We start from the raw sequence: 14,932 nt of genomic DNA on the forward strand, positions 1-14,932 counted from the left end.
TATGAAAGAAGTAATTGCGAAACACCTATTAACGATAAATGCAGTTAGCCTAAGTCCGAATGAGCCTTTTACGTGGACATCAGGTATTAAATCACCAATTTATTGTGATAATCGGATGACACTATCATATCCTGAGGTTCGTCGAGACATTGCACAAGGATTATCACAAATAATTAAAGAAAAATTTTCAGATGTTGATGTGATTGCCGGAACAGCAACTGCGGGAATTCCTCATGCTGCATGGGTGAGTGAAATTCTTGATTTACCGATGGCCTATATTCGTGGCTCTGCTAAAGGCCATGGCAAGCAAAATCAAATAGAAGGTAAGATTGAAAAAGGCCAGAAGGTTGTTATCGTTGAAGATTTAATTTCAACTGGAGGAAGTGTCATAACATCTGCGGAAGCTGTTCGTGCTGTTGGAGCTGAGGTTGTTGGTGTTGTCGCTATTTTTACATATGAACTAGAGAAAGCAGCAAACAATTTTGCAGAAGCTGAGTTAACGACTGAAGTTCTTACTAATTATTCAACATTAGTAGATGTAGCAAAACAATTTGAGAGAATTACTGAGGAAGAATGGACGAAGCTTGTTCAATGGCGTAAAGATCCAACTTCTGAAGCATGGATGACGATTTAAATATGACAATGAAGAAGATGGAAGCAAGTGACTTTGATTCCCTCGTCGGATTTTTTGATGCCATGGCCCAAACGCCATGGCTCTCTCACGTTCATGATGAGTTAAAGGCAATGTCTGGTTCTTGGCTTAATAAAGATGTTTTAGATGTTGGTTGTGGTACAGGAAGACTGCTTGCACGCGGTGTAAACGAGGCAAGAAGCTTAACAGGTGTCGACCTTTCAAAAGAAATGGTCAAAGCAACAACTTCACTGTTAGATGCAAAAGCAGGGGGGATAAAAACTAACGTTGCTGTAGCGGATGCATATGGCTTACCATTTGATGATGAATCGTTTGATAGCAGCATGTCAACATGTGTGATGTTTTTGCTTCCTGAGCCTGAACGTGGCCTTAGAGAATTGTTTCGTGTCACCCGTGTAAACGGAGTCATTTGTATGCTTAATCCTACACCGAAAATGAATCCTAAAGCAGCGAGTGATTATGCAAAAAGACATCAAATAACCGGTTTCGAGGAACGTGCATTATTAAGCTGGTCTACTATCTCAACAACGAGACATCGTTATGATAAACAGTCTTTTTCGGATTTACTTATAAAGGTAGGGGCAGCTAATGTTGAACATAAAGCTGTTTTGGACGACTTAGCGCTAATTACTGTTGCAAGAAAGTAAAAAAATCCGAGCTTACTCTTAAGCTCGGATTTCTTCTTAGTTAGCCTCCATTTCTAAATCATCAATACGCTTTTCTAAATACTCGGTATCCTTACGTGCATTAAAACGGTCAGCTTTTTCAACTTTTACAGCAATGCTGTAATCAGGAATACCGGCAAATTTCTCGTAACGCCCTTTTGGTAAAAGGAAGTTTCCTTCCGGGAAAAGCACGCCAAGATTTCCACGTGAAATCGATACAAACTTCGCGCGACCTTGGAAGACACCAAATTGATTGTATACGACAATCCCTTCGCCTTCATTGATGCTTAATTCTTTAGCATCATCTTCGTTTATTAACACATCGTAACGACCTGATAGATTAAATGGGTCTGTTTCACTATAAACCATCGAGTTAAATTGCTTTCCACGTCTCGTTGTAATATAAAAATCACCTGGTTTTTTATTTAAGTCAGGAATCTCAACGGAAATCAAGTTTCCTTTTCCATCTTGTGTAGGACAAATTCCGTCTTCACATAACCAAGCGCCACCCCATTGGAATACATCCCCTTGTTTTTTCAAATATTGAACCCCATCGTAATTTGGATTTGCTACAGCAATTTCGTCACGAATTGCTTGACCATCTGCGAAGTCAACTAAGTGAGCTGTTTCTGGTTTAACGCGCTTCGCCAAATCTATATAAATCTTCCATTCAGAACGAGCTTCTTTAATTTCATTTTTATTTCCCTCAATTTTTGGTGAGAAATAGACCATTCGTTCAGTAGAAGTAGATGTTCCACCGCCATCTTGCTCATAACGAGTTTTGGCAGGTAATACAATAACGGCTTCTTTGGCATCAACAAGTGTAGAGGTGTTTAAAATAATATCTTGATGAACACGAATGTCCAATTCAGATAATGCCTTTTCTACGAATTCAGGATCTGGCATCGTTTCAAGGAAGTTACCACCAGACATATAGTAAAGTTTAATTTTGCGTTCATTTTCTTCAGGTAGAACGATATTTTCTAAAGTTACCCCGACGATATCACCTTGCCATTTTGGAAGCTCAAATCCCCAAATCTTTTCAATTCGTTCGATATTTTCACCTTTAAAGTCGCCTCCAGGAAGAACAAATGGATCGGCACCCATTTCTCCGCTTCCTTGTACAGAAGAGTGGCCACGGAACGGCATTAATCCACTGTGCTTTCTTCCTAAATAACCACGTAGGAGAGCTAAATTTGCCACTTGTGAGATGTTATCTGTAGCAAAAGAATGCATTGTTAAGCCTAATGCCCAAGCAAATACGGCATTTTTACTTTTTGCTAAAAGCTCTGCTAATTCAAAAATGCGTTCCTTAGAAACACCAGAGGATTCAACAATGTTGTCCCAAGAATGATTTTGAACCGTTTCTTTTAATTCTTCATATCCATTTACATGTTCGTTCACAAAAGCATGGTTTATGGCAGAGCCATGTTCTTGTTCTTCCATATCAAACCAATGCTTCATAATGCCGTGCATAAAAGCAATATCTCCACCAATATTCACTTGATAGAAGTCATCGGCTACTTTCGTTCCAAAAATGGCAGACTCGGGAACAGAAGGAACCCAGTACTTGTCCATAGCTGGTTCTTTATAAGGATTGATTACAATGATTTTTGTTCCCTTTTTCTTTGCTTCAAGCATGTATTTTGTAGATACAGGAGATGCGTTTGAAGCAACACTTCCCCAGAACAAGAGCACATCTGTTCCAATCCAATCTTGGTAGTTCGCTGTAGATGCTCCAACACCAATGGAGCGCTTTAGTGCAGTTTTACTTGGTGAGTGACAAATACGAGATGCATTATCGATATTATTAGTTCCTAAGAACCGAGCAACCTTTGCAGCTACATAATACGACTCGTTCGTAATACCACGAGATGTTAAATAAAAAGCATATTGCTTAGGGTTCAATTTTTTCATTTTATCTGCGATCATATCCATTGCTTCATCCCATGAAATCCGAGAAAACGTTCGCTCACCAGGTTTACGGATCAATGGATAAGGAATTCGTCCCAATTTACGAAGTTCCGTACTTGAATATTTACGTAATTCATCAATATCTGAATGAAGAATGTCTTCTTTAATTGCAGGTGCTGTGTTTAGTCGTAAAACATTAAAGCGAGTTGTACACATATGTGGCCCTGTTAAAGTTTGGTCATATAACCCTGAAACACCGAGAGCACAGCCATCACAAACACCTTTTGTAATGATATTCGCCGCATAGCTAAGATTATCCTTATTTTCCCATACTGTTTTTAACGAATCACGAATATGTTTCGGTTTAACCTTACCTAAGCCAAAAGGAATTGGACTAACCCAATGTTCCGGTGCAGGCATTTTTGACTTTTTCATAGGTCCGGGATGTTTTGTTTTCCCCATGTTTATTCACTCCTAAAGCGTATATTTAAATGTATGAATCCCTAGTTTCAAAGGGTCTTATTTACATATTTATGGTTATTCTTGAAAAAAACCACCGCTCTTTTCTGTAAGAAAGAAAAGGACGGTGGTTAAGTCTTGAGCAGGGGCGCTACCAAGTGCCAAACCTTATTATTATAAAAACTTTTTTTCAATATTTTCATCAAAAACGAAAATGGACATTCCAAAATCACGTTCAATATCAATATCAACAAATAAATCAAGGTATTTACATCCTAAAAACTCTTCCATTTCAGTAGGATGATTTTTGCGATACATATCTTTAACCATTTCAGTTCTGGCTGCTCGGAGCATTTGTTTCCCATCATCTGCAGAGGCAATAAATTTTTCGATTGGTGATAAATTTCCTTCCATCTCGCAAATAGCCCAATTTTTACAAAATGTTGTATTAATTTTGCTCGGACCTTTTCCCATATGTTTTTTACGAAAAGCCCGAACTAAATTACTAAATTCCGCTTCGTATTTATTCATCGACTTCAACCCTTTTTTTATTCTAAAGAAAAGGGTAGTGTTTGTTAGTCAAAAAGTCAACTTGCATGCTTAACCGTTTTGTCCTTTTCTGCGCGGAGTTTCTTCACATCAATTGCAGTGAAAATCGAAACAATCAATGCAACGACAAACAGTCCACCAAAGAATGATAAGCTTCCTGAGTAGCTACCAGTTGTATCTTTAATCCATGCAGCGAATAGTGGACCGACAAGACCGGCTGCTGCCCAAGCTGTTAAGATATAGCCGTGGATGGCTCCCAATTGCTTCGTTCCAAATACATCACCGATAAAGGCTGGGATTGAAGCAAAACCTCCACCGTAGCAAGTATAAACGATAACAACAAAAATCGAGAAGATCACTTGACTCGTGATGGTTGGCAATAGGAAGAAGATAGGGATTTGCAGGACGAAAAATGTAATATACGTATTAACTCGTCCGATGTAGTCTGAGATTGAAGCCCAGGCAAGGCGACCAATTCCATTTGCAATACCTAACGCTCCAACTAATGTTGCTGCCTCGCCAGTAGATAAGCCAATGCTTTCCTCTGCTAATGGTTTCATCGCAGAAATAATGGCGATACCACAGGTAACATTTATAAATAACATGATCCACAAGAAATAAAAACGTTTTGTCTTTATTGCTTCATTTGCTGTTAATTGAGATAAGTCTTCTCTAACTTTTTTAGCTCCTGATTGAACTTTTTCTTTAAATCCTTCAGGTGCCCATCCCTCAGGTGGTTTTTCTAAATAAAGAGAGGATAATATCATTATAATAAAATAAGAACCACCTAAAATATAAAATGTTTGTGCAATTCCTACACTCGAGATTAATGAATTCATAATTGGGCTAGCGATAGCAGCAGCAAATCCAAATCCCATAATAGCCAGTCCAGTGGCTAGGCCTCTACGATCCGGGAACCATTTTACTAAAGTTGAAACGGGTGCGATATAGCCTACCCCTAAACCAACTCCACCTAAAACACCATAAAATAAATAGAGTAATGGCAGTGAACTCATACTTACAGCAAAACCTGATCCCGCGATTCCAATCGCAAAAAAGATTGTTGATACAAGACCTGCTTTTCTTGGACCGTGTTTCTCTACAAAGTGCCCCATAAAAGCAGCTGATAACCCTAAAAATAAAATGGCAATACTAAAGGTTAATTGTACTTGACTAGATGACCAGCCAAATTGTTCAATAAGTGGAGTTGTAAAATTACTCCAGGCATAAACAGATCCAATTGAAATATGAATTCCAACGGCTGCTAATGCAATTAGCCAACGATTTTTCACTTTTTCCATCTACTACCTCTCCTTTTCACAAAAAAACCGTCGCCTTTCCTTTTTGGAACATCGTGATCCCAAAAAGAAATTGCGACGGTTAGTATCTAGCAGGGACGCTACTATCAAACCAACAGTAATCGCTTTCAACTGCAACTTATTTGACCGAAAACAGGGTCGCTATCTCGTATCAAAATTGTTACAGATTTTTGAACTGCATTTGTATAATAACGTGAAATGGACACAAATTCAACACTTTTTTATTAAGAATTTACAGTCATCAAACACGATTCTATTTCCTTTTTAACTTGAGAAATCAAGTTTTTTATGTTTTCATAAAGCGTAAACGAATGGTTTGTATCTATAAAAAGTAGGTGTACGAAAATGGATTTATTGTCTACCCAACGCTTAATTCAGCGATATAATCATAAAGAATGGACAGAAGAATTCGATGATATTGTAAAAGAATATCCACTAACGATACATGTAAATGACCAAGAATTCGCGACAATTGTTTGTTCACCAGAATATCTAGAAGAAATGGTTGTTGGTTTTTTAGCTTCAGAGGGAATGCTCCGAATTCATGAACAAGACGTGAAAAAAATAATAATTGATGAAGAAAAGGGTTTTGCATATGTGACATTAACGAAAGACCATGTTGCGAGCCAAGATTTTTATTCTAAGCGCTTTATCGGATCTTGTTGTGGGAAAAGTCGGCAATCCTTTTATTTTCAAAATGATGTGAAAACAGCAAAAACATCCATGACAAAGACAACAATAAAAGCTGAGCGGTGTTTAGCATTGATGAAACAAGTGCAGCAAGACAGTGAAGTATTCCTAGCAACTGGTGGGGTTCATAATGCCGCAATTGCTACACAAGATGATATAATAGTGACAAGAGCAGATATTGGTCGACATAATGCGCTTGATAAATTATTTGGTCATTGCTTAATTAACCGAGTAGCAGTCCGAGACAAAGTTCTTTTGTTTAGTGGTCGAATTTCTTCTGAAGTTTTGCTTAAGGCTGCAAAGATGGGGGTGGGGATTATGCTCTCTAAATCTGCACCGACTGATTTGGCATTAGCAATGGCTGATGAATTAAATATGACAACGGCTGGATTTATTAGAGGCGAACGGATGAATGTGTATACGCACGCTCATCGAATCGTTCGATAATACTTTGCGCTAGAAGGAGGATGGAGATGATGAAACTTAAAGAGGCTAAAATGTTCGATAAGCTGAAACGACCACTTCGGGATTTACGGATATCTGTTACGGATCGCTGTAATTTTCGTTGTCATTACTGTATGCCAGCGGAACTCTTTGGCCCAGACTATCCTTTTTTAAAGAAGGATGAAGTCTTAAGCTTTGAAGAGTTAAATCGCCTTGTTTTCCTCTTTCATGAAGCAGCATCACTTGAAAAGCTTAGAATAACCGGTGGGGAGCCGTTGATGCGTAAAGACGTTGACAAGCTCATTGAGATGCTTTCCAAAACGACAGGAATTACTGATATTGCGATGACAACGAACGGCATCCTTTTACCTAAATATGCGCAGAAGTTAAAAAATGCAGGTCTGAAACGGGTGACAGTTAGTTTAGATAGTTTAGATAGTAAACGATTTGGAGAAATTAACGGTCGAGGAATCGGAATTGAACCAGTTCTTGAAGGAATGGAAGCAGCAAGTCAGGCTGGACTCGGTGTGAAAGTCAATATGGTCGTTCAAAAAGGGGTTAATGACCAGGATATTATACCGATGGCTAAATTTTTTAGAGAAAAAGGTTACATTCTTCGGTTTATTGAGTATATGGATGTCGGTAATACAAATGGTTGGTGTTTTGATGATGTGATATCCAAAAAAGAAATTATCTCAAAAATTGACGAAGAAATGCCACTTGAACCAATTGCGCCGAATTATCCTGGTGAGGTTGCTACAAGATTTCGCTACAAGGGTTCAGATGATGAAATTGGTGTGATTTCATCCGTGTCTGACGCTTTTTGTGGAGCATGTAACCGAGCACGTTTATCAGTAGAAGGTAAGCTATATACTTGTTTATTCGCAACAAAAGGATTTGATTTTCGGGAACTACTTCGTTCTGATGCAACGGATGAGGACATAAAAGCAACTTTGGTTGATTATTGGGAAAAGCGAGAGGACAAATATTCTGAAGAACGATCGGAAGAATCATCTAAAACTCGAGCGAAAATTGAAATGTCACATATCGGTGGGTAATAGAAAAGGTGTGTCCTAGGATGGGGAGCACTGAAAAACTCGTTTCACGTAGCTCTCTAAAGGCGCAACGTGCGAAGCCATTACTTCTTCTTTGAGTTACAAGAAGTAGTTTTTCAGTGGCCTTCCTATGATGGACACAACTCTTTTTGAGTGAACTCTCTTAACGACTTCTTAAAGTTAAAGCGAGGTCTTCGCTTGGGGTGACATATAACGTCGTTTGATTATCATAGATTACAAAACCTGGTTTCGCCCCGTTTGGTTTTTTTACATGTCGAATTTTCGTGAAATCAACAGGGACGGAGCTTGATTGCTTTGCTTTACTGAAATAGGCAGCTATTGTAGCTGCTTCCTTAAGGGTTACTTCGTCTGGGTCCGTGCTTCGAATAACAACATGTGAGCCAGGGATGTCCTTTGTATGTAACCAAATTTCATCTTGCCTAGCAAAGCGGTTCGTTAAATATTCATTTTGTTTATTGTTTTTTCCAACAAAAAATTCAAGGCCAGTAGAGGAGACATACTTCTCAAATTGTGGCTTTTCGTCTTTCCGTTTTTTCTTTTGTTTTTGGCGACGACGTATATAGCCTTCCTCAATTAATTCTTCACGTATCTCTTCAACATCCTTTGGTGATGCACTTTCCATTTGTTGCGTCAATTGCTCAAAGTAGTCAATTTCTGCGTTTGCTTTTTCAATTTGTTCTTCAACTATAGCAACAGAGTTTTTGGCTTTGTTGTATTTTTTAAAATAAGATTGAGCATTATCTGAAGGAGATTTCAAAGGATCAAGGGGAATATCAATCATTTTTCCTTCTTCATCATAGTAATCAATAACTTCAATTGATTTATCTCCACGCTTCACCGCATGTAAATTCGCAGTTAGAAGTTCTCCAAGTTTTTGAAACGTTTTTGCTTGTTCTGCTTGGCTAAGAGTTTGTTCGAGTTTTTTAATTTTCTTTTTGTTTTTCTGTAATTCATTTCGTAAAAAGCGTTCTAAATCAAATGCTTGCTGCTTGACACGGTCTCTTTCGGCTTTACCGTAATAGAAACGATCGAGCATGTCACTTGTTGTAGAAAATGTTTTTCGTTCGCCTTCAACCTGAGTAAGCGTAACAACTGAGAAGTATTCTTTTCCTGCAAACACGATTTCCGGTTTATAGCGATGTTGTCTAATTGGTTCAATAACGTCTTCAAAAGCCTTAGGCAAGGATTGTCGGTTAATCATCCCCGCTCTCGTTGTGATTTCCTTAGCAATCAGTGGAGAGAGTCCTGCAAATTTTTCAAGCAATTGTCGATCAATTTTGCCAGAGTTGAAATCAATGCGTTTTAGTAATTCTTCCGCATTCACATCAAGTGGATTCACTTTTTCTTGCTCCGGAGGGAGTTTATACGTCTGCCCAGGTAATACGGTTCGATAGCTGCTTTGGGCTAAACCGATATGCTTAATACTATCTAGGATGAGATTTGATTTTCGGTCAATTAAAATAATATTACTGTGACGTCCCATAATTTCGACAATTAATTGTTTGTAGGTAACATCACCTAATTCATCTTTATTCTTGACGTCAATAGTGATAATCCGTTCCATTCCAATTTGCTTAATATTCTCAATAATACTTCCCTCTAAGTGCTTACGTAATAACATACAAAACATAGGTGGTTCTGCTGGGTTTTCATATTTTTCATTAGTTAAGTGAGCTCGAGCAAAATTTGCATTGGCTGAAAGCAATAATTGATGATTTTTTCCATTTGCTCGTATTGTTAAAATAAGCTCTGTTTTGTATGGCTGATATATTTTCGAAATTCTCCCTGTTGTTAACGCATCCGTTAATTCTTTTGTAATGGCCCGCGTCATAATACCGTCAAATGACATGGTTTCTTCACCTCTCGTAATTCCAGCTTTCATGAGTATAGCATGTTTTTGCAAGTGACTGAATAAGATGGCTTGTATAAACAGGAAGTGAGACAAAATGTCACGCTACCAGTAAGAAAGGGAAGATGTGGGGTGGAGGAATGAATTGGTTTGAAATGGACGAAAAACAGGTTCTCTCTTCGACAGGAACGAGTAAGGAAAAAGGATTAACAGAAAAGGAAGTGCAAAAAAGACTTAGGGCGCATGGTGCCAATAAATTGGACGAGGGCGAACGACCTTCTGCGTTATTTGTTTTCCTTGGACAATTTAAAGACTTTATGGTGTTGGTTCTTTTGGCTGCAACGCTAATTTCAGGTCTCTTAGGAGAATACATTGATGCCATTACGATTATGTTTATTGTTCTTATTAATGGGATTTTAGGTTTTGTTCAAGAACGTAAGGCGGAGAAGTCACTTGATGCATTAAAAGAACTTTCTGCACCGCAAATGAATGTTCTTCGTGACGGTATATGGCAAAAAGTTCTTTCCTCTCAAGTTGTTCCAGGAGACATCGTGAAATTGATAAGTGGAGATCGGATTGGAGCTGATCTTCGACTTATTGAAACGAGTGGTTTGCGTGTAGAGGAATCTTCATTAACAGGTGAATCCGTTCCCGTTCAGAAGCATGAGCGCCCATTAATAGGACAGCATATTGAAATTGGTGATCAGGATAACATGGCTTTTATGGGAACCATGGTTACCCAAGGAAGTGGAATTGGTATTGTTGTTGGGACAGGGATGAAAACTGAAATGGGAAAGATTGCCCATCTGCTGCAATCAACTGAAACATTAATGACTCCTTTACAGCGAAAGCTTGAACAGCTTGGAAAAATACTTATCGCTGTAGCCCTATTATTGACCGCACTTGTTGTTTTGTTTGGAGTGCTACAAGGTCATGACATGTATACGATGTTTCTATCAGGGGTTTCTCTAGCAGTTGCCGCAATTCCGGAAGGGCTGCCTGCTATTGTAACTGTAGCACTAGCACTTGGAGTACAACGAATGATTAGGCGAAAAGCGATTGTTCGAAAATTACCAGCAGTTGAAACTTTAGGGTGCGCATCGGTTATTTGTTCTGATAAAACAGGAACACTTACACAAAACAAAATGACGGTTACCCATTTATGGAGTGGTGGAAAGCTGTGGAATGTATCAGGTACTGGTTTTGAGCCGATTGGAAAGTTTAGCGAAAATGGAAAAACAATTACACCTGATCAAAATAGAATGTTTCAACAGTTATTAAGCTACGGCCTGCTTTGTAATAACGCAACGATTCAGACGACAACAAAGAAACAAGGGATGCTACGTAAACCATCAATTGAGTATGTGCTAGATGGGGATCCAACGGAAGGAGCTTTAGTCGTAGCTGCCGAGAAGGCTGGATACAGTATTAACGGTTTAAACAAACAATTTACACGAGTAAAAGAATTTCCGTTTGATTCAGCACGGAAAATGATGAGTGTGATTGTAAAAGATCGCCAAGGACGTTCGTTCATCATTACAAAAGGCGCACCTGATGTAGTCCTTGGCCAATGTACAAAGCTCACGTATGATAATCGGGCCGAGGCATTGACAACGAAGCGTAAAGAAGAAGTCAGTGAAGTGATTACGTCACTTGGAAGTCAGGCTTTACGTACAATTGCGGTTGCTTTTCGACCTTTGGAAACAAACGAGACGTGTTCAAGTGCGTTTGAAGCGGAGCGCTCCTTAACATTAATAGGACTACAAGGCATGATTGATCCGCCGAGACCAGAAGTAAAAGACGCCATTCATGAATGCCGTCAAGCTGGAATTAAAACGGTGATGATAACAGGTGATCACCAAATTACAGCAGCCGCGATTGCTAAGCAACTTCATATTCTCCCACAAGGTGGAAAAGTTCTTGATGGTCAAGCATTATCTAGCATGAGTGTAGAAGAATTACAGGATGTTGTCGATGATGTTTATGTCTATGCAAGAGTGTCTCCTGAACACAAATTGAAAATCGTAAAAGCCTTACAAGCAAAGGGGCATATTGTTGCAATGACGGGAGATGGTGTGAACGATGCCCCAGCGATAAAAGCAGCAAATATTGGTATAGCCATGGGGATAACAGGAACTGATGTGGCCAAAGAAGCATCGTCGCTCATCTTAAGTGATGATAACTTTTCAACAATTAAAGCAGCGATTAAAGAGGGAAGAAACATTTATGAGAACATCCGTAAATTTATTCGTTATATGATGGCTTCAAATGTTGGAGAGATTCTTGTCATGTTATTTGCAATGATGCTCGGAATGCCACTTCCTTTAGTCGCAACACAAATTCTTTGGATAAACCTAGTAACAGATGGTTTACCTGCTATGGCACTAGGGATGGATCAGCCAGAAGGGGACGTTATGAAACGCGCCCCTCGTAATCCGAATGAAGGCGTATTTGCAAGAGGTCTAACATGGAAAATTCTAAGTCGTGGTTTTATGATCGGTGTTGTCACTTTAGTAGCCTTTTGGATTACACTACAAGCAAATCCAGATGATTTAACGAGGGCACAAACCGTTGCTTTTATCACACTTGTCATGGCACAACTGATTCATGTATTTGATTGTCGTAGTGAATACTCAGTTTATCACCGAAATCCATTTGAAAATCGTTATTTAGTCGGTGCGGTGATTATTTCAACCTTGTTAATGTTGGCTGTTATTTATTACCCACCTTTACAACCAATCTTTCATACAGTTTCGGTGACGGGGAGAGAGTGGTTACTAATTTTAGCAATGGCTTCTATTCCGACTGTTGTGCTCGGTGGTTTTCGTTTATTTAAAAAATAAAATGAATGTAGGATGTCTTTAAAGAGTTTACTTTACAGACATCCTTTTTCTTGTCTAAAGGTTGTAAAGTTGAAACCTTTCAGTTGGAATTTAAGTAAAAGATATTAAGCTTCCTACTTGTTGGCGAGAATAAAGTTCGTTAAAATAGAAAAGTGGATGTGATATAAAATGCATAGTATGACTGGTTATGGACTTGCCAAAATTGAAAAAGAAAATATTAAAGTTATTGTTGAAGCAAAATCTGTCAACCATCGTTTTTTAGAATGCTCCATTCGAATTCCGCATTCTTTTTTATTTTTAGAGGAACAAATTCGAAAAGTAATAAAATCAATCCTTTATCGCGGGAAAATTGACCTATTTATTAGTGTTGAGGGTGAAGGGCTTGTTTCGAAAAAACTGGAACTTGACGTTAACTTATTGAAGGAATATAAGGAGGCTGCTGCTGTAATTGAATCCGTAATCGGTACTTCAACGCCACTAGATGTGAACAGGCTTCTTCAAAATGAGCGGATTGTAGCAATGGTAGAGGAAGAAACAGAGCAAGTTGATCTTGTGAGTTCTTTAGTCTTAGCTGGGGTTGAGGATTGTCTTCAAAAATTAATGGTAATGCGGAAAAAGGAAGGAGAATTTATTCACAACAATTTTGAGCAGATACTAGTCGAATTAGAAGCTTCGGTAGCGTCAGTTGAACAGCTTGCTCCTCAGATGGCTGAACATTACAAAGAACGCCTTGAAAAACGAATGCGTTCCTTTACAAAAGATTTAGATATGGATTTAGACGAAGGCCGTCTTTTAACAGAGATTGCGATATTTGCTGAGAGAGTTGATATTTCTGAGGAACTCGTGCGGTTGTTAGCTCATATTGAACAATTTCGTCAAATTTGTAATGAGAATCAGACGATAGGCCGAAAATTAGATTTTCTTGTTCAGGAAATGAACCGTGAAGCCAATACGCTAGGGTCAAAAGCAAACCATACAGAAATTCGTCAGTGTGTAGTAGAAATGAAAAGTTTAATTGAGAAGCTTAAGGAACAAGTACAAAATGTTGAATAAATCGTAGAATTGGAACGGATTTTCGTATATAGTAAGATTAGTTTGGATAAAAATGATGAGAGTGGTAAGCTGCACTCAAGTGGGGGAAATTGGATGAATATTAAACTAATTAATATCGGTTTTGGAAACATCGTTTCAGCAAATCGTATTATTTCGATTGTAAGTCCAGAATCGGCGCCAATTAAAAGAATTATTCAAGATGCTAGAGATAGAAATATGCTTATTGATGCAACCTATGGACGTCGAACAAGGGCAGTTATTATTGCAGATAGTGACCATGTTATTTTGAGCGCTGTACAGCCTGAAACGGTCGCACAACGGTTAACTAATAAAGATGATTCTAATGAGGATGCTTAATTGATTTCATTTAATAAAGAAAACTGTATGTAGAACTCGGGAAAAAGGAAAAACTAGTCCTACTTCATCTGTTGAAAGGCTTAGTAAGTTTTCTCTGTTATACATAAGTCAATACATAATTTATGTAAGGTTCTTCGAAAAATCTAGGAGGTTTTCATGAAAAAAGAAAAAGGATTATTAATCGTGTTGTCTGGCCCAGCAGGTGTTGGAAAAGGCACGGTTTGCGGAGCGCTTCGGAGAGAAAACACCTCAATCCAATACTCCGTTTCTGCAACAACTCGGGCACCAAGAGATGGAGAAGTTAATGGTGTAAATTATTTCTTCAAAACGCGTGAACAATTTGAAACGATGATTGCAAACGATCAACTATTAGAATGGGCAGAATATGTTGGCAATTATTATGGAACACCGATTGACTATGTACGTGAAACGATCAATAATGGTCAGGACATCATTCTTGAAATCGAAGTACAGGGTGCTTTGAAGGTTCGGGAACGTTTCCCGGAAGGTATTTTTATCTTTTTAATGCCTCCAAGTCTAGCCGAGTTAAGAAACCGTATTGTTGGTAGAGGAACTGAGACTGAGGATGTTATAGATAAACGAATGACTGTGGCTAGAGATGAAATTGAAATGATGAAGAGATATGACTACGTTGTTGAAAATGATCAAGTTCATCTAGCGGTTGAACGCATAAAGGCTATTGTCACTGCTGAACATTGCAAGCGAGAACGTCTTATTGAAAAATACAAAGAGTTAGTGGAGGTCAAATAATATGTTATACCCTTCAATCGATTCCTTAATGGAAAAGTTAGATTCAAAATATACACTTGTCACCGTTTCTTCAAAAAGAGCTCGAGAAATTAAAGAAGACACGAAGCGCGGGCCACTTATTGCTCGTCCAAGCTCATATAAACCAGTTGGAATGGCCTTGGAGGAAATTGTTGAGGAACAGCTTCGTTTTGAACGTTTTGATACTGAATCAGAAAAAGAATAGTCTTTCAAAACAACCTATTTTGAATAAAAATAGGTTGTTTTCATATCAGTTTGAACAGGGAAAGGTGG

The 14,932-nt window shown here is 38.4% G+C and carries 13 protein-coding genes; 9 read left to right on the plus strand and 4 right to left on the minus strand.

Annotated elements, in window-relative coordinates; all coding sequences use genetic code 11:
* Position 1: 1 nt before the first annotated feature.
* Positions 2–634: an orotate phosphoribosyltransferase gene (pyrE, locus tag B1R93_RS16370; protein WP_088105032.1), complete on the plus strand. Its 633-nt coding sequence runs from the start codon at positions 2–4 to the stop codon at positions 632–634.
* A gap of 2 nt (positions 635–636) precedes the next feature.
* The gene (locus tag B1R93_RS16375; protein WP_245308314.1) at positions 637–1,299 is read left to right on the plus strand and encodes a class I SAM-dependent methyltransferase; all 663 of its coding nucleotides are present in this window, start codon (positions 637–639) and stop codon (positions 1,297–1,299) included.
* Between the two features lie 36 nt (positions 1,300–1,335).
* On the opposite strand, the gene B1R93_RS16380 is transcribed toward B1R93_RS16375, so the two are convergent.
* From B1R93_RS16380 to B1R93_RS16390, 3 genes are all read right to left on the minus strand, one after another.
* Positions 1,336–3,693, minus strand: coding sequence for an FdhF/YdeP family oxidoreductase (locus B1R93_RS16380; protein WP_088105033.1), 2,358 nt, complete (start codon positions 3,691–3,693; stop codon positions 1,336–1,338).
* 171 nt (positions 3,694–3,864) lie between these two features.
* On the minus strand, positions 3,865–4,221 hold the full coding sequence (locus tag B1R93_RS16385) for a Na-translocating system protein MpsC family protein (RefSeq protein ID WP_088105034.1): 357 nt from the start codon (positions 4,219–4,221) through the stop codon (positions 3,865–3,867).
* A gap of 56 nt (positions 4,222–4,277) precedes the next feature.
* Positions 4,278–5,540 carry an L-lactate MFS transporter gene (locus B1R93_RS16390; RefSeq protein ID WP_088105035.1) on the minus strand — a complete coding sequence of 421 codons (1,263 nt, stop codon included), beginning with the start codon at positions 5,538–5,540 and terminating at the stop codon, positions 4,278–4,280.
* Between the two features lie 363 nt (positions 5,541–5,903).
* Here B1R93_RS16390 and fdhD point away from each other — a divergent pair, with 363 nt between their 5' ends.
* Positions 5,904–6,695, plus strand: coding sequence for a formate dehydrogenase accessory sulfurtransferase FdhD (fdhD, locus tag B1R93_RS16395; protein WP_088105036.1), 792 nt, complete (start codon positions 5,904–5,906; stop codon positions 6,693–6,695).
* A gap of 29 nt (positions 6,696–6,724) precedes the next feature.
* The gene (gene moaA, locus B1R93_RS16400) at positions 6,725–7,750 is read left to right on the plus strand and encodes a GTP 3',8-cyclase MoaA (RefSeq protein WP_245308356.1); all 1,026 of its coding nucleotides are present in this window, start codon (positions 6,725–6,727) and stop codon (positions 7,748–7,750) included.
* A 160-nt stretch (positions 7,751–7,910) separates the two neighbouring features.
* On the opposite strand, the gene B1R93_RS16405 is transcribed toward moaA, so the two are convergent.
* The gene (locus B1R93_RS16405) at positions 7,911–9,617 is read right to left on the minus strand and encodes an Rqc2 family fibronectin-binding protein (protein WP_088105038.1); all 1,707 of its coding nucleotides are present in this window, start codon (positions 9,615–9,617) and stop codon (positions 7,911–7,913) included.
* 140 nt (positions 9,618–9,757) lie between these two features.
* Between B1R93_RS16405 and B1R93_RS16410 the strand changes: the two genes are divergently transcribed.
* The 5 genes from B1R93_RS16410 to rpoZ all read left to right on the plus strand — a co-directional run bounded on the left by B1R93_RS16410 (position 9,758) and on the right by rpoZ (position 14,864).
* Entirely contained in the window at positions 9,758–12,460 is a 2,703-nt protein-coding gene (locus B1R93_RS16410) for a calcium-translocating P-type ATPase, SERCA-type (protein WP_088105039.1), read from the plus strand.
* Positions 12,461–12,628: 168 nt separating this feature from the next.
* Positions 12,629–13,513 (plus strand): YicC/YloC family endoribonuclease, encoded by an 885-nt coding sequence (locus tag B1R93_RS16415; RefSeq protein ID WP_088105040.1) that lies wholly within the window; start codon positions 12,629–12,631, stop codon positions 13,511–13,513.
* Between the two features lie 93 nt (positions 13,514–13,606).
* On the plus strand, positions 13,607–13,870 hold the full coding sequence (remA, locus tag B1R93_RS16420; RefSeq protein WP_088105041.1) for an extracellular matrix/biofilm regulator RemA: 264 nt from the start codon (positions 13,607–13,609) through the stop codon (positions 13,868–13,870).
* Positions 13,871–14,026: 156 nt separating this feature from the next.
* The gene (gmk, locus tag B1R93_RS16425) at positions 14,027–14,641 is read left to right on the plus strand and encodes a guanylate kinase (RefSeq protein ID WP_088105042.1); all 615 of its coding nucleotides are present in this window, start codon (positions 14,027–14,029) and stop codon (positions 14,639–14,641) included.
* Between the two features lies 1 nt (position 14,642).
* Positions 14,643–14,864 carry a DNA-directed RNA polymerase subunit omega gene (rpoZ, locus tag B1R93_RS16430; protein WP_088105043.1) on the plus strand — a complete coding sequence of 74 codons (222 nt, stop codon included), beginning with the start codon at positions 14,643–14,645 and terminating at the stop codon, positions 14,862–14,864.
* The last annotated feature ends 68 nt before the right edge of the window (positions 14,865–14,932 follow it).

This window comes from Halalkalibacter urbisdiaboli (assembly GCF_002156385.1).
GTDB lineage: Bacteria > Bacillota > Bacilli > Bacillales > Bacillaceae_D > Halalkalibacter_A > Halalkalibacter_A urbisdiaboli.

What these genes read in the sequence shown, in the direction of transcription:
- gmk (WP_088105042.1), top strand. Translation starts at nt 14,027, where the DNA reads ATGAAAAAAGAAAAAGGATTATTAATCGTGTTGTCTGGCCCAGCAGGT.
- B1R93_RS16375 (WP_245308314.1), top strand. Translation starts at nt 637, where the DNA reads ATGACAATGAAGAAGATGGAAGCAAGTGACTTTGATTCCCTCGTCGGA.
- remA (WP_088105041.1), top strand. Translation starts at nt 13,607, where the DNA reads ATGAATATTAAACTAATTAATATCGGTTTTGGAAACATCGTTTCAGCA.
- fdhD (WP_088105036.1), top strand. Translation starts at nt 5,904, where the DNA reads ATGGATTTATTGTCTACCCAACGCTTAATTCAGCGATATAATCATAAA.
- B1R93_RS16405 (WP_088105038.1), bottom strand. Translation starts at nt 9,617, where the DNA reads ATGTCATTTGACGGTATTATGACGCGGGCCATTACAAAAGAATTAACG.
- moaA (WP_245308356.1), top strand. Translation starts at nt 6,725, where the DNA reads ATGAAACTTAAAGAGGCTAAAATGTTCGATAAGCTGAAACGACCACTT.
- rpoZ (WP_088105043.1), top strand. Translation starts at nt 14,643, where the DNA reads ATGTTATACCCTTCAATCGATTCCTTAATGGAAAAGTTAGATTCAAAA.
- pyrE (WP_088105032.1), top strand. Translation starts at nt 2, where the DNA reads ATGAAAGAAGTAATTGCGAAACACCTATTAACGATAAATGCAGTTAGC.
- B1R93_RS16380 (WP_088105033.1), bottom strand. Translation starts at nt 3,693, where the DNA reads ATGGGGAAAACAAAACATCCCGGACCTATGAAAAAGTCAAAAATGCCT.
- B1R93_RS16410 (WP_088105039.1), top strand. Translation starts at nt 9,758, where the DNA reads ATGAATTGGTTTGAAATGGACGAAAAACAGGTTCTCTCTTCGACAGGA.
- B1R93_RS16390 (WP_088105035.1), bottom strand. Translation starts at nt 5,540, where the DNA reads ATGGAAAAAGTGAAAAATCGTTGGCTAATTGCATTAGCAGCCGTTGGA.
- B1R93_RS16385 (WP_088105034.1), bottom strand. Translation starts at nt 4,221, where the DNA reads ATGAATAAATACGAAGCGGAATTTAGTAATTTAGTTCGGGCTTTTCGT.
- B1R93_RS16415 (WP_088105040.1), top strand. Translation starts at nt 12,629, where the DNA reads ATGCATAGTATGACTGGTTATGGACTTGCCAAAATTGAAAAAGAAAAT.